Origin of the sequence: Filomicrobium insigne (genome assembly GCF_900104305.1) — a bacterium.
In the GTDB taxonomy this organism is placed as follows: domain Bacteria; phylum Pseudomonadota; class Alphaproteobacteria; order Rhizobiales; family Hyphomicrobiaceae; genus Filomicrobium; species Filomicrobium insigne.
The window spans coordinates 98,357-120,244 of sequence record NZ_FNJC01000003.1 but is presented as its reverse complement, the minus strand read 5'-3'; the positions used below and the strand labels follow the sequence as shown (position 1 = coordinate 120,244).

17 protein-coding genes are annotated in these 21,888 nt (G+C 57.9%); 5 read left to right on the top strand and 12 right to left on the bottom strand.

The window, feature by feature from the left end; genetic code table 11:
• Window positions 1–132 precede the first annotated feature (132 nt).
• Together BLS30_RS10690 and BLS30_RS10685 are read right to left on the bottom strand one after the other, a co-directional pair.
• Complete coding sequence (locus BLS30_RS10690) at window positions 133–1,077, bottom strand: GGDEF domain-containing protein (protein ID WP_046479215.1); 945 nt, start codon at window positions 1,075–1,077, stop codon at window positions 133–135.
• Window positions 1,078–1,250: 173 nt separating this feature from the next.
• Window positions 1,251–2,384, bottom strand: a complete 1,134-nt coding sequence (locus BLS30_RS10685; RefSeq protein ID WP_425284162.1) for a threonine synthase — start codon at window positions 2,382–2,384, stop codon at window positions 1,251–1,253.
• Window positions 2,385–2,507: 123 nt separating this feature from the next.
• On the opposite strand from BLS30_RS10685, the gene BLS30_RS10680 reads away from it, so the two are divergent.
• Window positions 2,508–3,596, top strand: coding sequence for a zinc-binding metallopeptidase family protein (locus BLS30_RS10680; protein WP_090228727.1), 1,089 nt, complete (start codon window positions 2,508–2,510; stop codon window positions 3,594–3,596).
• Here BLS30_RS10680 and BLS30_RS10675 read toward each other — a convergent pair.
• From BLS30_RS10675 to BLS30_RS10635, 9 genes are all read right to left on the bottom strand, one after another.
• Complete coding sequence (locus tag BLS30_RS10675; protein ID WP_046479217.1) at window positions 3,593–4,468, bottom strand: transglutaminase family protein; 876 nt, start codon at window positions 4,466–4,468, stop codon at window positions 3,593–3,595. The genes BLS30_RS10680 and BLS30_RS10675 overlap by 4 nt on opposite strands.
• The gene (locus BLS30_RS10670) at window positions 4,465–7,008 is read right to left on the bottom strand and encodes a circularly permuted type 2 ATP-grasp protein (RefSeq protein WP_090228725.1); all 2,544 of its coding nucleotides are present in this window, start codon (window positions 7,006–7,008) and stop codon (window positions 4,465–4,467) included. The genes BLS30_RS10675 and BLS30_RS10670 overlap by 4 nt, the downstream gene beginning before the upstream one ends.
• A 240-nt stretch (window positions 7,009–7,248) precedes the next feature.
• A complete protein-coding gene (locus tag BLS30_RS10665) occupies window positions 7,249–10,545 on the bottom strand; it encodes a transglutaminase family protein (RefSeq protein ID WP_090228722.1) in 3,297 nt (1,098 codons plus the stop codon).
• Between the two features lie 54 nt (window positions 10,546–10,599).
• The gene (locus BLS30_RS10660; protein ID WP_090228720.1) at window positions 10,600–11,643 is read right to left on the bottom strand and encodes an alpha-E domain-containing protein; all 1,044 of its coding nucleotides are present in this window, start codon (window positions 11,641–11,643) and stop codon (window positions 10,600–10,602) included.
• The gene (locus tag BLS30_RS10655; RefSeq protein WP_052743877.1) at window positions 11,640–13,121 is read right to left on the bottom strand and encodes a circularly permuted type 2 ATP-grasp protein; all 1,482 of its coding nucleotides are present in this window, start codon (window positions 13,119–13,121) and stop codon (window positions 11,640–11,642) included. Before BLS30_RS10655 ends, BLS30_RS10660 begins: the two co-directional genes overlap by 4 nt.
• Window positions 13,122–13,386: 265 nt before the next feature.
• Entirely contained in the window at window positions 13,387–14,181 is a 795-nt protein-coding gene (gene otnI, locus BLS30_RS10650; protein WP_090228717.1) for a 2-oxo-tetronate isomerase, read from the bottom strand.
• Between the two features lie 66 nt (window positions 14,182–14,247).
• On the bottom strand, window positions 14,248–14,670 hold the full coding sequence (gene arfB, locus BLS30_RS10645; RefSeq protein WP_170832454.1) for an alternative ribosome rescue aminoacyl-tRNA hydrolase ArfB: 423 nt from the start codon (window positions 14,668–14,670) through the stop codon (window positions 14,248–14,250).
• 43 nt (window positions 14,671–14,713) lie between these two features.
• The gene (locus BLS30_RS10640; RefSeq protein WP_197540865.1) at window positions 14,714–15,238 is read right to left on the bottom strand and encodes a flavin reductase family protein; all 525 of its coding nucleotides are present in this window, start codon (window positions 15,236–15,238) and stop codon (window positions 14,714–14,716) included.
• Between the two features lie 126 nt (window positions 15,239–15,364).
• Window positions 15,365–16,987, bottom strand: coding sequence for a phytoene desaturase family protein (locus BLS30_RS10635; RefSeq protein WP_046479222.1), 1,623 nt, complete (start codon window positions 16,985–16,987; stop codon window positions 15,365–15,367).
• A 213-nt stretch (window positions 16,988–17,200) separates the two neighbouring features.
• Here BLS30_RS10635 and BLS30_RS10630 point away from each other — a divergent pair, with 213 nt between their 5' ends.
• Window positions 17,201–17,482, top strand: a complete 282-nt coding sequence (locus BLS30_RS10630; RefSeq protein WP_046479223.1) for a hypothetical protein — start codon at window positions 17,201–17,203, stop codon at window positions 17,480–17,482.
• A 401-nt stretch (window positions 17,483–17,883) separates the two neighbouring features.
• Here BLS30_RS10630 and BLS30_RS10620 read toward each other — a convergent pair whose 3' ends face one another.
• Complete coding sequence (locus tag BLS30_RS10620) at window positions 17,884–18,780, bottom strand: branched-chain amino acid aminotransferase (RefSeq protein ID WP_046479224.1); 897 nt, start codon at window positions 18,778–18,780, stop codon at window positions 17,884–17,886.
• A gap of 220 nt (window positions 18,781–19,000) precedes the next feature.
• Here BLS30_RS10620 and BLS30_RS10615 point away from each other — a divergent pair, with 220 nt between their 5' ends.
• From BLS30_RS10615 to BLS30_RS10605, 3 genes are all read left to right on the top strand, one after another.
• Window positions 19,001–19,579 (top strand): MarR family winged helix-turn-helix transcriptional regulator, encoded by a 579-nt coding sequence (locus tag BLS30_RS10615; protein ID WP_090229380.1) that lies wholly within the window; start codon window positions 19,001–19,003, stop codon window positions 19,577–19,579.
• A gap of 37 nt (window positions 19,580–19,616) precedes the next feature.
• Window positions 19,617–20,321 (top strand): response regulator, encoded by a 705-nt coding sequence (locus BLS30_RS10610; protein ID WP_082101105.1) that lies wholly within the window; start codon window positions 19,617–19,619, stop codon window positions 20,319–20,321.
• 139 nt (window positions 20,322–20,460) lie between these two features.
• Entirely contained in the window at window positions 20,461–21,888 is a 1,428-nt protein-coding gene (locus tag BLS30_RS10605) for an ATP-binding protein (RefSeq protein ID WP_082101104.1), read from the top strand.

The window sequence follows — 21,888 nt, the reverse complement described above, 5'->3', positions numbered from 1 at the left end:
GACTTGGCGTACACCAATCCGGTCCCAGCGTCGCGACGATCAAATTTTGACGGCGCTCGCCCCCTCCGCAATCAAACTATGCATACGGAGTTTAGATCGTACTCGGAGTCGGATTTTACCAGAGGCTAGTGATCAATCGCCACGGGTATCAAGGCAGACGCAATTTCTGCCTGACGATTTGGCCATATAGAGCATACGGTCGGCACGGTTTATGATGCTTTCGATCGTGTCCTGATCACTTACAAAGGTTGAGACACCAATACTCGCCGTTATCTGTGCACATCCGGAGGCGCAACGGGGCTCTCGCGGCGGTGTTGCTGCCTGTACGCGCGCTCTGATGCGCTCTGCAACGACTGCTGCATTACGCAGGCATGTCGCGGGCAAAAGCAACGCAAACTCTTCCCCACCCCAACGCCCGAAGATGTCGACTTCCCGGATTGTACTGTTGACGGTCGTGACAAAATGTTTGAGCGCCTGATCTCCATAGACGTGACCAAATCGGTCGTTGATGCTCTTGAAACAATCCAGGTCGATCATTGCCAAGGACAGCGGCTCGCCAAAGCGCCTCCAGCGCAAACGTTCCTTCCGAGCTTCCTCCAAGAATGCACGACGATTGCGTGTCCCGGTCAATGGGTCCGTGCTCGCGAGACGCTCAAGGCTCGCCTCAAGCTCTTTCTGTCTGGTGAGGTCGCGGACGAACGCGATGAAACGCACTCCCAATTCATCCTTCGTCTTGAGGATAGAAATCTCGACTGGGAAGGCTTCTCCGCTCGCCCTCAGCGCGTAAAACGTATGATGATGGTCTGAATACAGAAATCTGGATGTGGGAGACGCACTCAGGCGCTCGATCAAGTGTCGACGGTGTCGCCGGTCAGCGCGAGGGATGAGCATATCCAGCGGCTGCCCCACGAGTTCTTCGCGCCTATAACCAAACAATGTTTCGGCCGCCGCGTTGACGTAGCCGATCGTGTGACCCTCATTAGCAACGACGACGGCATCGACACTGCCTTCGACGATCTCATGGAACAGTCGGGGGATGCACCGGGCGGAATAGTCAGCCGCCTGCAATGTAGCCATCGCGTTACCACCATCTGTGTCGGGAACAGTGACGGACGGTAGATGCACCTCGGTTTACAAATTGCTAATTTACGATTACATGTGATCTATATAACATTTTGATTTTTATGTGTTTTGTTTTCAATTTCACGTTGCTGACGTCGCTAGGATTCGCTCATAAGAGCCCCCGTTCGTCAGTGAGAAAAGAGCTCTGTCATAAATGCTGAGGCCTTAAGTCCACTGCCCGTCAGCACGGCGACCGTCGTTTCGTCGGGACCGATTTCCCCACGCCGACACAACAAATCAAAGGCGGCCGCGGCCACTGCACTGGTAGGTTCAACATAGAGTCCTTGGGCTGCCAACCCCCGGCACGCCGCGACGATCTGGGCCTCGCTCACGGCGACCGTGTTTCCGCCTGAACGTCGTATCGCTTTAAGTACAGAACCGAGACGCACCGGGTTCTTTATAGACGCGCCCTCAGCGACGGTCGGCGCGAAATGCAACGCATCCATCGCGTGCCTGTCAGCCTGATAGTGTGCATGTATCGGTGCGCAATTTTCTGGCTGAGCTGCGAAAAGTCTCGGCAACGTATGAATTTGGTCCGCTCGCATCAACTCTGTGAACGCTAGGTCGCACCCGAGAACGTTGCTGCCTGCGCCTGTCGGTATGATGATGTTATCTGGCGGATGAAAGCCCAGATCCTCCCAGAGCTCGTAGCCGAGAGTTTTCGTTCCTTGCAAAAAGAAGGGATGCCAGTTGTGACTGGCGTAGAAAACTTCCGAAGACTGGCGGATCGCTTCAGCTTCCGTGGCTTCCCGTGGCCCCTCCACGAGTTGTACTTCAGCTCCGTACGCCTTGATCTGGGCGATCTTGGGGGGTTGGGCATTAGCCGGTGCAAGTATCTTGACGCGCATTCCCGCAGCCGCGCCGTAGGCGGCAATCGCCGCTCCGCCATTCCCCGAGCTATCCTCCAAAATAGCGGCGATGCCTAGCTGCCGCAGGAACGAGACCATCACAGATGCGCCACGGTCCTTGAAGCTCCCGGTCGGGGCGAACCATTCCAGTTTAAAATGGCACTGGCGGCCATTCCATGTACGCTGGATAAGGGGGGTAACACCCTCTCCCAGACAGACGGGGTTTGCGATCGGAATCGGTAAGGCCTTGCGATAGCGCCAAAGACTGCGTTCCGACACGTCGATTTCGGAAGCACGCAAACCGCATAGCTCGATGATCGATAAGGGGTGGCCATCATCCGACCGCCAACGGGGGTCGCCAAGTGCATAGTGGCGTCCCGTGACGGGGTCAGAGTAGCAAGGTTCGCTGCCCACGGCAGTCATGACCTCATTCGCTTTTGAAGCAGGCGGCGCAACCCATCAGATTGCTCGTACGTTATTCAGGACGGTTTTCTTCAACTCAACCGGGGTTACCCGACATTAGGGTATCGTTGTTCCATGCAGAAATTCAACTGCTCGAATTGCGGGCACATCGTTTATTTTCAGAACGTGCATTGTGTGCGGTGCGGTAGCCCGCTTGGTTTTCTCCCCGAGCGGCTGACGATGTCCGCGCTGCAGCCCACGCCAGATAATGAGTTGGAAACGATCGGTGAGCAGCCCCTCAGGGTTCATTATTGCAGCAATTCACAGCATGGCGTGTGTAATTGGCTGATGCGGAGGGGGGACTTAAGCGGTCTATGCCGAGCATGTGACCTCAACAGAACCATTCCTAACCTTTCCGATAACGGTAGCACCGCCGCATGGGCAGCTCTCGAGGATGCCAAGAAGCGGCTTATCTATGCTTTGATGCGGCTCTCCCTTCCCTTCGACGAGGAGATCGATGGCAAACCCGGATTGAAGTTCGATTTTGTCAGCGGGGCGATGACGGGCCATGCAGATGGCTTGATTACCGTCAACCTGGCGGAAGCCGATGCCGTGGAGCGTGAGCGTGCGCGTCAGCTATTTGCTGAACCCTATCGGTCCCTTCTCGGTCACCTCCGGCATGAAAGCGGCCATTACTACTGGACAATTCTTGTCGACCGTACGCCGCACATCGATAAGTTCAGGCGCTTGTTTGGAGATGAGCGCATCGACTATGAGCGCGCGCTCTCACAGTATCATGCGGCAGGTCCGCCGACTGACTGGCAATCCAGCTATGTGTCGGCGTACGCCAGTTCACATCCGTGGGAAGACTGGGCAGAGACCTGGGCGCATTATCTGCACATAATCGACGCTGTCGACACCGCCGAGGCAAATGGCATTACGCTCGCGAACGATCAAGATTCCGCCAATAGGTTTGACAGCTATTCAGCAGAAGCCTTCGATGCTCTCATTGAACGGTGGGTGCCTCTGACACTGGCGCTCAACAGCCTCAGTCGCAGCATGGGGCATCAGGATTTCTATCCTTTCGTCAACCCGTCAGCGGCGCTGGAGAAAATGGCCTTTGTTCACGGCTTGGTGCAAGCTGTGGGAAAAGAGCGGGCCGTCCGCCGGGCAAGCGGCTGGCATGGTGAGCAAAAGGTTCTGCCTAACCTTTCCAATCACTAGCTAGTGGGTACGACGTCAACGGCGACACGTACCCCGTGCTCGCGTCCGCCCAACAGGACGCCACTGATCGGACATACATCATCATAGTCACGGCCATAGGCGATGGTGATGTGCTCCTCGCCTGGCATGATCTTGTTGGTCGGATCCATATCGACCCAACCGCATTCCGGCGCCCAAATCGACACCCATGCATGGGAGGCATCGGCACCCTGCAACCGCTCGCCCCCTTCAGGTGGCTTCGTCAATATGTAACCGCTCACGTAGCGTGCCGGGAGATGCATCGCGCGCAAGCAAGACAGCATAAGATGCGAGAAATCCTGACAAACACCGCGGCGGTTCCGCAGGACTTCACTGAGCGGCGTAGAGAGATCCGTGGCGGTCGCGTCGAACTTGAAGTCTTGAAAAATGCGTTGCGCAAGATCCCAGGCTGCCGCGATGGCTGGCCGCCGCTCCGGAAACGACGGGCGCGCATAAGTCAGAATCGCCGGTATTGGCTGCGTCAGCCGCGACGGTGACAAGTACTGGATCACATCAAGGTCCAAGTCGCCGTTCCCTGTCGTCACGCGTTGCTGCACATCTTCCCACGCGCAAGTCGCTTCTGGATCAACGGGCTCTGGAGGTTCTGCGACGATCGTAGAACGGGCATGGACGACGAATTCGGAATGCGCCCCGTCGATGCTAAGGATCGAGACAGGATTGCCGAAGTAATCAATCCTATCGATGCGGGTCGTCGGCGCCGGCTCGATCATCAGACTGTGACGCTCGACAGTCTGACGGGCGATAGGGCGGGGCGTCAGGTGCACGCAATGGCTGGAGTGGGAGACCATTGCTGAATAATTGTAGACAGTCTTGTGACTGACGTCGAACTTCATTGAGTGGGCTCTAACCGTGTGAACACACGACTTGGACGCTCGTCGCTCGGATTAAAATAACTACGCATTATGGCATCGGACAATCGCGGAAGCTTGTCCATTTGTTCGGTTAGAACATCCCGGAGCTGGCTATCGCCACTCTTGTCGGCCAGCAATTCGGCCTGCGCGAGCTGGACCGAAGTCCGCAGCCCCAGCACCAGACGCCGCTCCTCCGAAAGGGTATTTCCGAGCCGCCCCTTGGGCAGGTGCTCGAGATGGTTTGAAATAGCAGCGAGCTGGAACGCTATGCTCCGCGGATTTGCTTCGTCGAGGCACAATAAATCTAGCACAAGATGCAGCATTGGCTCGAGACGATAACGGGAGCGATACGTCATAAAGCTATCGCCCAGTTCAAGCAAAAGAACCAATTCCGCGGAGGAATGTTCTTCGCTTTTCACGATCAGGGCATCGATCGCTTCTGAGAGATTGTAAGCGCGCTCCAGCCGCCTTCCCATATCGAGGAAAGCCCAACCGAAGTTGCGTGTCATGTTCTCGTGGACCAGGCCATTAAACGCGGCAATGGAGGTCAGCCCATCTTCAAGCCATTCCAGCGCGTCGATACGTGCGACGCCACGCAAATCCGCTGCGCGAAGCCGTCTGAGCGTGCGCCATGCTTCGAGTGATAGCCGATCCCGAATATGTCCGAGTGTCCGATGAAGTGCCTCGACGGTTTGGATGAGGCCGCAGACGTGGGTGTCATTGCAGAGCAGCTGGCCGATCATCCAGTTCAACGCATCGATGTCGGATACTTCAGGCCCCGGCAGGTCCACGTCGCTGTCGCGCGCAATCAAACTGGACAAACAGCGCCGTGCCGCTCGCGGTCCGTCAGGCGAAGCCCCCACATCCTGATCAAGCCGCTCCAGAGCACTCCGCAGCGCTCGCATAATCCAATCCGTCCGTTCGGCGTAACGTCCCAGCCAAAATAGGTTGTCGGCGACGCGGCTTTGCAGCGCGCGCTGCGACCGATCTACGGTGGCTGTTTCTATTGCCGGACGCCACAAGCTCGTGTGCGGGCGGCTACGGGTATCGGAACTGATCCAGACGTCTCGGGTCAATGCAGAGGGGGCGCTCAGCGCGACGGATTGGGTCTCCACGGTCATCGCAATGCCACCGGGCATCACCCGATACCCGTCCTCAGTCGCGCTGACGAATATGCGAACGGCGTACGGCACGGGATGCAGACCGTTCTCTCCCAGCGAGGGTGTCGTTGCGAACCCTACGGGTGCTTCCGCGACCATGGACTGACCGAACAGTTCAACCTCTGTGCGGAGCGACTCGGTCGTCCCGGAATCGAGTGCGGAAAGAATGCGGCCCGCTGTTGCACGGCCCGGTCGTCCTGTTCCTTCGTGCGCGGCGCGGAAAATCCATTTGTCCGGATTCCGCAGCACTTGCTCGCGGGCCTCCGCATCACCCAGCCAATAACGCGGCGCATCTCCTAACGTCAGGGGTTCGCCGAGCAGTTCCTGGCACAGTCTCGGAAGGTAACCGCTCAAACCACGGTTTTCGACGATCGCTGATCCCAGAGCGTTGACGATCAAATCCGGGTTGTATTGGGCAGCTTGAACCAACCCTACCGGGCCGCCGAAATCGCTGGGGTTCAATTCGAGCGGATCAGACGAGGCCGCCTCGGTGCAGCGCACCACTTGATCGATGGCCTTCAATCCCTCAAGCGTCTTCAAGTACAGACGCTCGTTCACCACACTGAGGTCGCCTCCCTCAACAAGGAGGCACCCAAGATATCGAGCGATGTAGGCGTGCGAGAAATAATCGCTATTCGTCGGCCCTGACGTCAGCAGTGCAATGCGGGGATCAGGTCTTTCCGACCGTGCGAAGAGGCTGGCCTGCATGTCGCTGAAAAACGACGACAGGCGCATGATATTTGCGGTTTTAGACAGGTCGCCAGCGACCTGGGTCAGCACAACGCGATTGGCTAGTGCGAAGCCGATGCCGGCCATCGTTTCGGCATGGCTATCTATGATCCGCCACATGCCGTCCGCGCCGCGTGCGATATCCGCTGCGTAAAATTGAAGGGGGGAGCCTGTCGGTTTTATACCAACGCAAGGGCGCAGAAACGCCGGGTCGGAGAATACGAGAGATGGCGGCAAAAGGTTGCGCCGCATGAGGTTTTGTTCACCGTAGACGTCCTTGAGGATCTCGTCCATCAGGCGCGCGCGCTGGATCATCGCCGCTTCAAGCCAACGCCACTCAGCGGGAGAAATGATCAGCGGAATGAGATCCAGATGCCAGGGTTGTTCGGTGTTGCTCGGGTCAGCGTAGATATCATTCGCTATGCCGAGTTCGCGAACGCGATGGTTAAGACGGTCAGAGCGCTGATGCCGCTCGTGATCACCGAGACCTTCAAGAGCTTCTAGCACATCAGCCCAATGAGCCCGGAGCCGGCCGTGCTCATCGAGCAGTTCATCACGAACGCCTGCGATGGGCCGGTAACCGGCTAACAAGCTCCCACTAGGGGGCAAGGCTTGCTGTGCACTCATCGTCATCTATTCGGTGCTCCAGGTCACCGCAGGTACTCATGGTCACGTAGGGAATACATTGCGCGTCCTTTTGAGTTCGCGCCATGTCTTTCAAGAAACGTGCTTTCGGCTGGCTTCTACTTACCGACGACTCGCCCCAAGCTGTCCGATTATAGGAGGCTGCTTTGCCAATCAACGTGACCAAATGAATACACTTGGCCTATGTTTCGGCAGATTCGGCGTAGATTTATGCTCATACGGGTCGAATTAGCGCACAAGACGCAGGTCCAGGGTGACCGGATAGTCCGGATTTCTGGGAGGATTGATCGGCGTGGTGGCTCCTGCCGTGTGGCCATTCCCCTCGAATCTGGCCAACCGCCGTCCCTCCGCCTCAAACGCATTGACCGGAAAGTTTTCGAAATTGCGGCCGCCTGGATGCGACACATGATAGCGACATCCGGCTACGGCACGGCCGCTCCAGGTGTCGTAGATGTCGATGGTCAAGGGCACGTGTGGTCCAATCGTGGGATGGAGGCATGAGGGTGGCTGCCACGCCCGGTAACGTATCCCTGCGACCGCTTCGCCCGCACCACCCGTTTTGGTAAGGGGGAGCTTCACCCCATTGCAGGTGATTTCAAAGCGGTTGTCCGACTGCCCTGTGACCTTGATCTGGACACGCTCAAGCGAGGAGTCGACGTAACGCGCGGTGCCGCCGACAGCACCTTCCTCTCCCATAACGTGCCAGGGTTCGAGCGCCTGGCGTAACTCAACCGTCAATCCGTGGGTCGCAACCTGGCCATAGCGCGGGAAACGGAACTCAAAGTGGGGCTCGAACCAGGATAGCTCGATGGGAAGGCCCGCGGCTCGCAAATCAGCCACAACATCCGCAAAATCCGACCACACGAAGTGAGGCAGCATGAAACAATCATGGAGTGACGTGCCCCAACGGACGAGAGGCCGACGATAAGGCGTTTCCCAGAACCACGCGATGAGCGCCCGCAGAAGTAGTTGTTGCGCCAAGCTCATGCGCGGGTGCGGCGGCATTTCAAACGATCGAAATTCCACGAGGCCCAGGCGACCGGTCGGGCCATCGGGCGAATACAGCTTATCGATGCAGATTTCGGCACGATGGGTGTTGCCCGTTACATCGATGAGCAGGTTTCTAAAGATACGGTCGACGAGCCAGGGTGGCAGGTGCCCCTCCCCGGGGCCCGGCACCTGGGCAAGCGCGATTTCCAGCTCGTACAGACTTTCGTGCCGCGCTTCATCAACACGCGGAGCCTGGGAGGTGGGGCCGATGAACATCCCGGAGAATAGATAGGACAGTGAGGGATGGTTCTGCCAATAGGCGACAAGGCTCGCCAACAGATCCGGCCGGCGCAAGAATGGACTGTCGGCGGGCGTCAGCCCACCCAACACGATGTGATTGCCGCCCCCCGTACCCGTATGCCGGCCGTCGAGCATGAACTTCTCTGTACCGAGCCAGCACTGATGTGCATCTTCATATAGCCCCTCCGTCACTTTGAGAGCCTCCGCCCAGGAACTCACCGGCTGCGTGTTGACCTCAATGACGCCGGGGTCCGGCGTGACCTTGATTTCGTTCAATCGGCTATCGTGAGGTGGGGAATACCCCTCGATGTGGACCTTTACTCCCGTTTTTCCAGCCGCTCCCTCAATCGCACCTGCGAGGGCAGCATAGTCTTCAGCGTCCTCAAGCGGAGGCATGAATACACATACGCGGCCATCTCGCGGCTCGACGGCAAGGGCCGTGCGCACGGCACCATAAATTTCATCCTTCTCCGGTGCTGTCACGGGCTGTTGCGCCGTAAGCGTCACTGTGCGTCGACGCTGCAAAAGCACTTGCCGTTGCGGCAGCGGCTCGCGGGGCACTTGCGGATCGCGAGGGATGACTTGTGGGTAGTCGACGGGGGCTGCGTAGTTCAGCGAGGCTAAAGGCAACCGGAATCCGATCGGGGAGTCGCCCGGCGTGAGGAAAAGTTTGTCCCACCGTAGCGCCCAGCGTTCGGTGACCCAACGCCGGCCGCGGTCGTGCGTCTGCCACGCCTGAATAGGTAAAACATAGCCCACCGGAGCTCCTAGCCCGCGCTCAAATACCCGGATAAGACGGGCGCGGTCGGCTTCATTTTCGAGCTTGTTGTCTTCCGGTGTCAGGTTGATCGGTAACTTCTGCTCAATGAGCATGAAGTGAGCGACATCCTCGTATGCGGGAATCCCGCTATCGTCGGGCAAGCCCAGTTCATCGCACAACGCTTTCGTGAATTTTTCCGCGTCCAGCTTTGTGGGTGGTGGCCCCTCTTGCGCCTCGGGAGCTATGAGCGCGTCATCGGTCCAAAGCGGTTCCTGATCAGCGCGCCAATAAATCGAGAAGGACCAACGCGGAAGCTCTTCACCAGGATACCATTTGCCCTGACCGTAGTGCAGCAGGCCGCCCGGCGCAAAGCGGTCGCGCAGACGACGCACAAGATCCTCTGCGTACCGCCGTTTGGTCGGTCCGACTGCCGCCGTATTCCATTCGGCGCCATCCATGTCGTCGACAGCGACGAATGTCGGTTCACCGCCCATCGACAAGCGCACGTCGCCTTTGCTCAACAGCACATCGACGGCGCGACCTGCATTCACGATGTCTTGCCACTGAGCATCGTCGTATGGCTTTGTCACGCGCGGCGTTTCGCGCACGCGTGTTACGGCCATTTCGAAGTCGAACTCGACTTCGGCTTTTTCATGCGCGCCTGTAATGGGCGCCGCGCTCACGGGATGCGGTGTCGCGGCTAGCGGAATATGGCCTTCTCCGGCTAAGAGGCCGGACGTCGGGTCGAGGCCGATCCACCCAGCGCCCGGAACGTAAACTTCGGCCCAGGCATGCAGATCCGTGAAATCCGTTTCGGCCCCGGATGGCCCCTCGAGGGCTTTCACATCCGGCTTCAGCTGGATCAGGTAGCCAGAGACGAAGCGCGCCGCCAATCCGAGATTTCTCAGGATCTGAACAAGCAGCCAGGCGCTATCCCGGCACGAGCCGGAGGCGTTGGTCAGCGTTGTCTCCGGCGTCTGGACGCCTGGCTCCATCCGGATCAGATACCGCACGGCGGATTGCAGTTGGCGGTTCAGGTCGCAGACAAAATCGATCGTCGTTTTCGCAGAACGATCGATGGTCGCAAGGTAAGCCTTCAGCTCGGGGCCCATCTCTTCCGGCAACAGGTAGGGCTGAAGTTCTCTTTGCAGAGCCGGATCGTAGGCAAACGGCCATTCCGCCGCGCTCTCTTCGATGAAGAAGTCGAACGGATTGATGACGGCCATATCGGCGATCAGATCAACCGTTACCGAGAACTCATCCGTCGGTTCCGGCAACACGACCCGGGCCAGGAAATTACCGAACGGATCCTGTTGCCAATTGAGCCAATGCGACTTCGGGGACAATGTGAGCGAGTAGCTCAAAATCGGTGTTCGACAATGTGGGGCAGGACGCAGACGGATAATCTGCGGGCCCATGTTGATTGTCCGGTCGTAGCGATATGTGGTCCGGTGAGTCAGTGCGACATGAAGCATGGAGACCGATGATGAGGTTGCAGCAACGAAGACATTTCGGTCGGGGGAGCGTGCTTAGGAGGGCGCCGAGCCTTGGCTCTGACTTTGGCTCTGCGTCACATTTCCGATCACAGGCATTCCCGGCTCTGGTGTCTGGACGATTGGTTGATGCGGTGCGTATCCGAAGAACGTCGCCCCCAATTCATCGGCAATTGCGTTGAGGCGCCGCTGAAGGCCGTCGTTGAAGGCATGCAGGTTCCCGACCAGATCGGCATGCTGCTGAGCCACCTGCAGGTATGCCGTCAATTCATCGAGATGATGCAACGCACGTCCTGTCCTCGCCAATCGACACCGCATACGTAGTTCGTGCAGCAGGCGTTCCATCTGATGGGTGCAGAAGGAAACGGAGCGCGGATGGCTTGGGTTGAGAAGTAAGAAGACAGCGATGCGATCCGGGTCGACGCGGCAGGCTTCGATCCTCTGGAATGCCTGATACGCGGACGCCGAGCGCAAAACCAATGCCCAAAATGTCGTGTCGGCGATGCGGTCTTGCGGAGACTCTTCGGCAGCGAGCTGTGCGAACTTCACATCGAGCAGCCGGCTCGTCTGGTCGGCACGTTCAAGAAATTGGCCCAGGCCGTAGAAGCGCCAGCCTTCATCGCGATAAAGCGTGCTGTCGGCGATACCAAACTGAGCCTGGCAACCGCTCTTGATCATGCCACACGTGCGCGAGAGGTGCACGATGTCGATTTCCGCTTCGCCTGTCAGCATGATGCGATTGTAGAACTCGTTGAGCTGCGACCACATCTCTGTCGGCAGATAGGCCCGGAGTGCGCGCGCGTTCTCCCGCGCCGCCTTTATAGCCGACAAAATCGAACCTGGATGGTCCAGGTCTCGGATATAAAAATGCAGGACGTTACGCTGAGATGCGTCGGTGTATTTTTCCTCGAACTCCTCGTCATCTGCGTAGAGCTGCACGAGCCACTTCCACGACGTCTCGGACTCGCGCCCTCGATCGTAGGCCGCATGCGTTTCAATAATTCGGGCGAGACTGTCAGCCCGCTCCATATAACGGGCCATCCAGAACAAGTGCTCTGCGTAGCGCGCCAGCAGACTCACTTACACGCCTCCTTCAACACCCACGTATCCTTCGTGCCGCCGCCTTGCGATGAATTGACGATGATTGACCCTTCCTTCAACGCCACTCGGGTCAGGCCGCCGGGAAGCACCCAGGTGTCACGTCCCGTAATCGCATAGGGCCGCAGATCGACATGTCGTGGGCGCAAACCGTGTTCGGTCAGGGTGGGGCAGACGGAGAGGTCTATCATTGGTTGCGCGATGAAGTTCGCCGGATCGCGCAGGATGCCCTCGCGGGCCTCGTCGAGCTCGGCTCGTGTCGCCTTCGGACCAACGACGATACCGTAGCCTCCCGATTCACCGACCGGCTTAACCACCAGCTTGTCCAAGTTGGCGAGCGTATAGGATAGCCCTTCCTTCTCCGCGCAGATGTGTGTCTCAACGTTCCCGAGGATCGGCTCTTCGTTGAGGTAGTACTGGATAATGCGCGGCACATAAGCATAAACCGCCTTGTCGTCCGCAACGCCAGTTCCGACGGCATTGGCGAGCGTGACATTACCACGGCGCGCCGCGCGCATGAGCCCCGCGGCCCCAAGCATGCTCTCGGGATTGAATGCCTCTGGATCGAGGAAATCGTCATTTAGACGACGATAGATGACATGGACCGGCTCTAATCCGGCAACGGTTTTCATAAAGACGCGATCGTTCTCGACGATCAGGTCACGGCCCTCGATGAGCGGGACGCCCATTTCGCGCGCGAGGAAGATGTGTTCGAAGTACGCCGAGTTGTAGACTCCCGGCGACAGAAGAACGACCGTGGGATCAGTCACACCCTCTGGCGCGACTTCCGCCAGCTTGTGATGGAGGCGTTCGCCATAGTCGGAGACCGAACGCACCTTCAACCCCTGCATGAGATCGGGGAAGGCCCGCTGCATCAAGTGGCGGTTTTCTACGACGTATGAGACGCCAGAAGGCGCGCGGCCATTGTCCTCAAGGACCAGAAACTCTCCATTGGCGTCACGAATAATATCTGTGCCGTTAATGTGGATGTAAGTGCCGCATGGCGGATCGAGGCCAATCATTTCTTCGCGGTAATTGGCATTCTTCAAAACGAGATTGGCTGGAATGACGCCATCGCGAAGGATTTTCCGTTCGTGGTAGACGTCCCATAAAAAGAGATTCAGCGCTTTCACCCGCTGCTGAATTCCCTTTTCCAACAGGTCCCACTCATTGGCCGGAATGATACGGGGGATCACGTCGAAGGGAAGAATACGGTCTATCGCCGTGCGCTCGGTATAGACGGTGAATGTAATACCTAAATTGAAGAGTTCATTAGCCGCTTCAGCGGCTCGCGTTTGCAACGCGTCGAGGCCGAGAGACTGAAGACGCTGCCAGATGCCTATGGCGCTGCTTCCGGGTTCCAGTTTCGTGCCGAGGAGTTCGCAATAGTGACCCCTTGGATCATAATTATCGAAGGGTGCTGGCTGGGTCGGATCCGTCAAGGCTGCAATTGTTGCCATCGATTGCTCTGTAGCTTGAGCCTGTGGAGAGCATTAGCTGTCTTATTGCTAAGCAATCGCAGTATCACCCAGGCAATCGTTAGCCGCAACGATAGTCTTTTGGGCGATGTGCTGAATATATAAGCAGACAACGCGCCAATAACGCATCGTGTTCCCGATTATCGTAGCAAAACTAAAATCTATCTCGACGGGCTGAGAGATCATCTCCCGCAGGTAAAAAATTGTAACAGCGAAATAACACGCATTATCCCGGCTTTTGCGTCGATCAAGCTGTATTGGGTTTGCCGTCAAAACGGACACCGCAGCGCTGCGCCCACATAAGCCCCTCTTTGGTGGCGGCGCGCGGACGATATTCGCAACCGACCCATCCGCGAAAATCACTAGCATCCAACAGATTAAAAATCGCCGCGTAGTCGAGATCGCCAGCATCGGGCTCGCCACGATCGGGAGGGCCGGCGACCTGATAGTGGCGCGCGAGATAACCGAATTCCATAATGGCGTTTTCCACGCCGCCCTGCTCGATGTGCCGATGATAAAGGTCGAATTGCAGGCCGATGTTGGACACGCCGACAGCTTCAATCGTTGTGCGCGCATCCTCTGTCCGATTGAGCAGGTAGCCCGGGATATCGCGGGAGTTTATCGGCTCAATCAGGATGTCGATCCCGTGGGATGCCGCCATGCGCGCAGCGCGTGAGAGGTTCGCGTAATAGGTTTCAAAATTTGCTCCGTGCTCGGCTAATCCCGCCATGGCGTGGAGGCGCAGACAGCCAAGTTCGTCAGCATAGCGCAAGGCCTGAGCCACGCGCTCCTCAAAGTCGGCTTCACGACCCGGGATGCCTGCGAGCCCGCGTTCCCCTGCAGCCCAGTCGCCGGGCCAAATATTGAAGAGGACCAAGGTGAGGTCATTGGCCTTAAGTGCCGCGGAAACCTCGCTCGCGGGCCAATCGTAAGGGAACAGGATCTCGACCCCTTCAAAACCAGCCTCAGCAGCAGCCGCAAAGCGGTCCAGGAATGGCAGCTCTGTGAACAGAAAACTTAAATTGGCGGCAAAGCGAGGCATGATCGTTCTATTCCGTTATTGTTGAGGATTGGGCAGACAGAACTCATGCCGCCGCCTTTATGGACTTCAACTCAGATCGGGCTTGGAACGGCGCAGTCGCTTGACATCACTACGCTGCGTTTTGGCCCGTAGACGTCGCTCTTTAGAGGCCCGCGTCGGTTTGGTTGCGATGCGGCGCTTGGGTTCGATGAGAGACTCGCGGATCAGGTCAGCCAGTCTCTCGCGCGCGTCAGCCCGGTTGCGCTCCTGCGTGCGGAAACGGTCGGCCTTGATGATGATCACATCATCATCTGTCAAACGCGCACCAGCTAAACGCCGAAGACGCGAGCGTGCCCGATCGGGCATTTGCTCACACCGAGCCAGATCAAACCGTAATTCTACGGCAGTCGAAACTTTGTTGACGTTCTGCCCACCGGGACCCGACGCACGAATGAAGCGTTCTTCCAGAACGCTGTCGTCAATCGTTAGAGCGTGCGTGATGCGCAGCATCAATGGCTATCCTTCGAGAGATGCCCCGGCCCCATGGCCTCACTCAGCGGGATTCCAGCTTCCAGTAATCCCCACGGAAATACAAAAGCGGTTCGGCCTCGGCGCGAAACGTTCCGGCGATAACGCGACCGATGAATATCGAATGCGTCGTGAACCCGTGGCTTTCCAGAACCTCACAATCAAGGCTGGCCAAGGCACGTTCCAGAACGGGTGCTCCTGTTTTCAGCGTCTGCCAAGCGAGACCGGTGAACCGTGCTTCACCGCTGAGACCTCTCTTGCCGGAAAACCGCTGGGCAATCTCCTCCTGGTCGTTCGCCAGCAGGTTGATGCTGAAGACGCCAGCCGTCGCGATCACATCGTGTGCGCTCGCGTTGCGGCCGATGCAAGCGAGCAGCGTTGGCGGATTATCCGACAGCGACGATACAGCGGTCGCGGTGAGGCCCGCTCGTGCACCCACCTCGCCAGCAGCGATAACCGTCACGGCTCCCGCCTGATGGCGCATCAGAGCTCGATAGCTCGCACCATCCATGGCATGTGCCACAGGCGTAGGCTTTTCAAATCGCGACACGCCGATCCTTCCTCTATCCTTCGTCTGTAAGACCCCGCAGCAACCGGGTGAGAGCCTCTGATCTATCACTTAGCAAACTGCTCGTTGCACTGCACCTTTCGGCTGCGTCGTGGGACAGATGGTATCTCAGAGCCATTGGGGCCAGCGCTTTAGATCCTTCGCAATTTCCTGAGCTGCATTGCGACCTGGCAACCCTGTGACGCCCCCCCCAGGGTGGGCTCCCGAACCGCAGAGATATAATCCGGGCAGTCCGAGCCGGTAGTTGGCATTTCCCAAAACTGGCCGGGTGGAGAAGAGCTGATCCAAGCCCAGTTGGCCATGGAATATATCACCATCGACGAGGCCCAGGAGGTTTTCAAGATCGAGCGGTGAGAGCACTTGGCGCGCGATGACTGCTTCGCGGAAATTAGGCGCGTAACGTGTCACCGTATCGATGACGACGTCGGCGAATGCTTCGCGTTCAGCCGGGTCGGCCCAGCTTCTATCGCCTGGCAAGTGCGGCGCGACATGCTGGATAAAGAGGCTCGCAACATGTTGGCCGGATGGCGCCAGCGTATCGTCCAGTGTCGAAGGGATCAGCATTTCGATGATCGGCGCCCGAGACCAGCCCTCCAGGCGCGCATCGATATAGGCTCGTTCCATGTAGTCCATAGAAGGCGCGATGATGATGCCTGCGCCATGGTGCGGCTGCATGGCCTTGCCGGGACGGCTGGTAAAATCGGGCAGCTCCGACAACGCCACGTTCATGCGAAACGTGCCTGAGCCGGACTTGATCGCCAGCATGCGCCGCCGCAGTTCCGGATCAATCGCGGTGTCAGGGACGAGATCGCGGAACAACAACTTCGGCGGTACGTTGGCGGCAACAACTTTGGCTTTAATACGCTCTCCCGAGGTCAGTTCGACGCCGGTTGCCCGGCCGTTCCCGACGATTACTTTCGCCACCGGGGCATCTATTCGGATTTCAGCTCCAGCGGCGCGCGCGGATGCAGCCATTGCCTGAGTGATCGCCCCCATACCGCCAACGGCATGCCCCCACACTCCGGCCTTGCCGTTTACCTCGCCGAAGCAATGGTGGAGGAGAACGTACGCCGTACCCGGCGTCGATGGTGCTGCGTAAGCGCCCACAATCCCGTCGAAGGCAAAGGCCGCCTTGACGACATCGTTTTCAAACCAGCCGTTCAGGAAGTCGGCCGCGCTCTTCGTGAACAAATCAACCAGCAGGCGTTTGTCGTTCAAGTCGAGCCCGATAAGACGGCGGCCCAGCCCTGCCCCTTTGATCAGTTCGATAATGCCACCACCGGCATTGGGTGGCGTTCGCAATGCTAGATCTCGCACGACATCGGCCGCGCGGTCGAGCGCCGCTTCATATACGGGGAGCCGCTCGGCATCCGCCGCCGAGAATTCGGCGATCGCGCGCTGGCGCGCCGCTGTGCCGAACGGCATGACCAGGGCCCTTCGTTCGTCCACGGGCCAGAAATTCGCGACGGGCCGTTCGACAATGCGCAGGCCGTGCGCATGAAGGTTGAGATCCGCGATGACGCGCGGGTTGAGCAAGCTGACCGTGTACGAGGCCACCGAATTGCGGAAACCGGGGTGAAATTCTTCGGTAACAGCAGCACCGCCCACGCATTTGCGGCGTTCTAAGGCTACGACGCGCAATCCTGCTTTGGCGAGGTATGCGGCGGCGGTCAATCCGTTGTGCCCAGCGCCGATAATGACGACATCGTAGGCGCTATCGCGTTTTGACATATCCCGTCCCTAAAGAGGAGGCCTTTCCAAAAGCGAACTCACGCCCACTATATTTCGCGCCGCATCAATCGGAACTCTTAGGACGTAAACGGCGTTATCTGGTCCAATTTGTCACCAGAATGGGTGATTTTATTATCGCTGCGTTAACAACCTGATTGCACGTTGCAGGCCCATACAGTTTTGTAAGGGCTCATCTGTTGCGAGGAAGCGGCCATGGGGCGATCCGCCGGTGTTGTACTCGATAACCGTTCCGGCAAAACGGCGAGAGTCGATAACCTGCTTCTGCGCCGGGCCAATCCCACGCTTGGGCTCTTTTTAGTTTGCCTTATCCCTGCAAAGTTCTGGACCGCCGCCTACTTGTTCGTGGCCCATCTGCACGACATTTATTTAAGCTTATCGGTGGTGTTGGCCGTAGGCGCAGGCATCGCAGGGTTCCTGGCGCTTGTCCTCAGCGGACTATGGCGGATGCGGCCTTGTACCGTTGAAGGTCCTTAATCATCAGCCCCACGTGCAACGGATACGTTGGCAGGTTCGCTTCTGCCCCCCGACCTGACAGTTGGCCGGAACGAACTTGCACACCCTGCAGGAATACGAGGATATGCAGCCCCGAAAGGAGCCACCCTTCTTGTAGTTGCACTTGAGGATCGTTTGACAATCCCTGCCGGGATTGATCGCTCCGCCCGGCCCCTCCTGGGCCAGAGCGGAAACGCCCGAAAAACTGAGCGCTACGACTGCTGCAATGATTAATCCGGCTCTCTGCATCGCCTTAGCTCACCTAGATTGCCGCCAATATGCGGACAGTCTCAGCGAGAACGCAGCGCTAGACAATCAGTTGCGTATTTCTTGGTAGACGGACGAACAAGCGACGTGCCGCCATAGCCAAAGTGGGTTGGGTCTCACTCCGCGGCGAGCTGCTTCGAAGGCTGGACCAACTCCATGTAATCTTTCAACAAAGTCTCCGAGATGGTACCAGGTGTGTACTTATATTCACCGATTTCAGAGACTGGCGTCACTTCTGCTGCCGTGCCCGTAATGAAGCATTCGGAGAAAGAACCGAGCTCTTCCGGCTGAATATGGCGTTCGATCACCTCATACCCGCGCTTCTTGGCGAGGCCGATAACGGTGCGACGCGTAATGCCGTCCAGGAAGCAATCCGGCGTCGGCGTGTGGATCACGCCATCCTTAATGAAGAACACGTTTGCTCCGGTGCACTCGGCGACGTAACCACGATAATCGAACATCAGAGCGTCGGCGTAGCCTGCGCGCTCGGCGCGGTGTTTCTCGATGGTGCAGATCATATAAAGACCCGCCGCTTTAGCCTTGCACGGGGCCGTCGCAGGGTCAGGACGGCGATATTTCGCGAGGGTTAGCCGCAAGCCTTTGAGCCGCTGCTCCATCGGGAAATAAGAGCCCCAATCCCAAGCGGCTACGGCTAGGTTAATGCTATTGTGTTGAGCGGAAACGCCCATCTGCTCGCTGCCACGCCATGCAATGGGGCGCAGATAGGCTTCAACGAGATTGTTTGCCTTCATCACCTGACGGCAAGCTTCGTCGATCTCAGCAACAGAGTATGGAATTTCAAAATCGATAATGCGGGCACCTTCGACCAAACGCTCAGAGTGCTGCGTCAATTCAAAGATCTCGCCACCGTAAGCGCGAATACCTTCAAAGACGGCGCTCCCGTAGTGCAGCGCATGGGTGAGGACGTGAAGCTTGGCGTCGCGCCAGTTGATCAGCTCGCCGTTGAACCAAATAAAGCCATCACGATCATGGAATGGGACCAGAGCAGCCATTTTGAGGTTTCCTCGAAGGTGTCTTGAATGCGACCACAACGCAACGAACACTGGTGCCGCTCATCGGCGCAAGGGCCTCGGGCATCAAACAGCAAGTTGCGTTCGCCATTCTGGCGCTTGGGATGGGCTTATTTCAAGGGTGTTCACCCCCTGAATCGGTCTCATAATTCCGCGCTAAATGGACTTGCCAGAGGTATCAATTGGACGCAAATATGTCAACATGACTGACATAAATGATCCGGCCCCCGTCGAGGCATCCAGTCTCCCGGCCGATCAACTACAAGAGAACCCTGGCATGGACGATGCTGACGCGCTGCAGCGCGAACGTCTCATCGCCTGTATCGAGTTGTTATTTTTCGCTTATCGTGACTTCACGGGCGATCCCGATGTCGTGCTCGAACGCTATGGTTTCGGCCGCGCGCATCACCGCGTCCTCCATTTCGTTCACCGCAATCCAGGCTTGCGCGTCGCCGATCTCCTCGACATTCTGAAGATCACAAAGCAGAGCCTAGGACGGGTTCTGAAACAGCTGATTGATGAGGAGTTCATTGCACAGAGGGCCGGAAAGTCCGACCGGCGCCAGCGTCTGCTCTTTACAACGGCGAAGGGTGCGAAGCTGGTGGATCGGCTTACCGAACTGCAATTGGTCCGCATCCGTTCTGCGCTCGATCTGGCGGGTCCAGGCGCAGATGAGGCTGCCCGGCGTTTTCTTTTTGCCATGATTAGGCACGAAGACCGGGCCAAGGTGGAAGCTTTGATCCGGTCGCACACTGGATCAAAGGCCATTAAGTCTACGTAAGCGGGGCCGACAGATCGGAGCTCCCATGGGGAACCCAATGAGACCAATCGGTGACGAGACGTTGCCGGACGATGCGCCGCATGTGTTGGTTATCGACGATGATCAGCGCATTCGGGATCTTTTGGCGCGCTACCTTTACGAGAATGGCTTCCGCGTCACGACGTCCAAAGACGCCGAAGCGGCGAAAGCCGCCATGCGTGGCCTATCCTTCGACCTGGTCCTTGTTGACTGGATGATGCCGGGCCAAAGCGGGCTTGACCTTGCCCGTGAATTAAAGGCGACGAAGGACATTCCGATTTGCATGCTCACGGCCCAGTCCGATCCCGACCACCGGATTACAGGACTAGAGGCCGGCGTCGACGATTACATCCCCAAACCCTTCGAACCGCGTGAGTTGCTGCTACGTCTGCGCAACATCATTCGCCGCGGGCATGCTCCCGGCGTGCCGGGGGATGAAGTCCGGATGGGGGCGTATGTGTTCCACGTTGGACGTGGAGAACTCAAACGCGACGATGAGAGCATCAAGATCACCGAGCGCGAACGCGAGTTGCTGAGACAGTTTGCGAGCCGTCCGGGTGTTCCTATCCCCCGACACGAGCTATCGAACGACGACTCGACGGGCAACGAGCGGGCTATCGACGTGCAGATCAACCGTCTGCGAAGAAAGATTGAAAACGACCCCTCCAACCCAGTCTATTTGCAGACGGTACGCGGCAAGGGGTATATCCTCTACACCGACTAACACTTGACGCGCACTCATCCGAATTTGCAACGTCGACCGGCGGCACTCCGGAGACGAAATTTGTGTCATGGTGCCCACCGCGCCTGAACTTTTTTGAAGGGCCCCGCGTAACGCTTGGAAGAAAGGGGGGAGTTATCGCATGACGTTCCTCCGCACAGCTTCCGGAGCTCCACCTCGTATTAGATGGAACCGCTTCCTGATTAGCATCACGGCGTGGTTCCGGTCGCTGCGGGAGCTTGGCGCGCGCCGGCTTTCGGATGTCGTGCCGAAGGGGCTTTATGCCCGCGCCCTCATTATCATCATCGCGCCTATCGTCGTGCTCGAGGGTGTCGTCGCCTTCGTCTTTATGGAACGTCACTGGCAAGCCGTGACGCGGCGCCTTTCCGAAGCGACCGCGCGCGACGTGGCGGCCCTCATAGAGATCTACGACAATTATCCTTTCAAGGATGGGCACGGACGTCTCGTCGAAATGGCGCGGGACCGGCTCAACCTATCCATGCAGATTCTACCCGCAGGCGATCTGCCGGCCGCCCGTCCTAAGCCGTTCTTCGATCTGCTAGATCGAGCGCTTTCGCGCGAGATTAGCCGGCAAATCGATCGGCCGTACTGGATCGACACCGTTGGCAATTCTCGGCTCGTCGAAATCCGGGTCAAGCATGACAATGCCGTGCTGCGGTTCGTGGCCACGCGAAAACAAACCTACGCTTCGAACTCGGAGATATTCCTGCTGTGGATGGTGGGTTCGTCGGTGATCCTCTTGACGGTCGCCATCATGTTTCTGCGCAATCAGATACGTCCCATCGTGAAACTCGCGGAAGCCGCCGATGCGTTCGGCAAGGGGCGTCCCGCACCAGCGGACTTCCGGCCGCGCGGCGCGCGTGAGGTACGCCAAGCTGCTCTGGCGTTCATGGAAATGCGCGAACGCATCATGACGCACGTCGAACAGCGCACAACGATGCTCGCGGGTGTCAGCCACGACCTGCGCACGATCTTGACCCGCTTCAAGCTCCAGCTTGCGTTTCTCGAAGACACACCCGAAGTGCAGTCGCTACGTTTCGACGTGAACGAAATGCAGCATATGCTGGAAGATTATCTCGCGTTCTCTAAGGGCGACGGTGGCGAAGAGGCCAAACCCTCCAGTCTCAAGAAAATGCTTCGGGAAGTCTGCGACGAGGCGGAGGTGTTAGGTGTCGACATCTCGTTCAAGATGCGGCGTCGCAAGAAGGATATCGTGCTTCCTCTCAAGCGGCACGCGTTCAAACGTGCGATCACCAATCTCGTTTCGAATGCGAGCCGTTATGGAACTTGTGTGGTAATCCGTGCAGCGACGGAGCGCCGTTGGGTTCGCATTGAGGTTGATGACAATGGACCCGGTATTCCGGAGAACGAGCGCGAGAACGTGTTCCGTCCATTTTATCGTATCGACGTCAGCCGCAACCAGGATTCGGGGAACACGGGACTTGGTCTCGCAATCGCGCGGGACATTGCACGCAGCCACGGTGGCGATATCACCTTAGGCGAAAGCTCCATGGGCGGCCTGCGCGCAATCATCAGCGTGCCGCTCTAA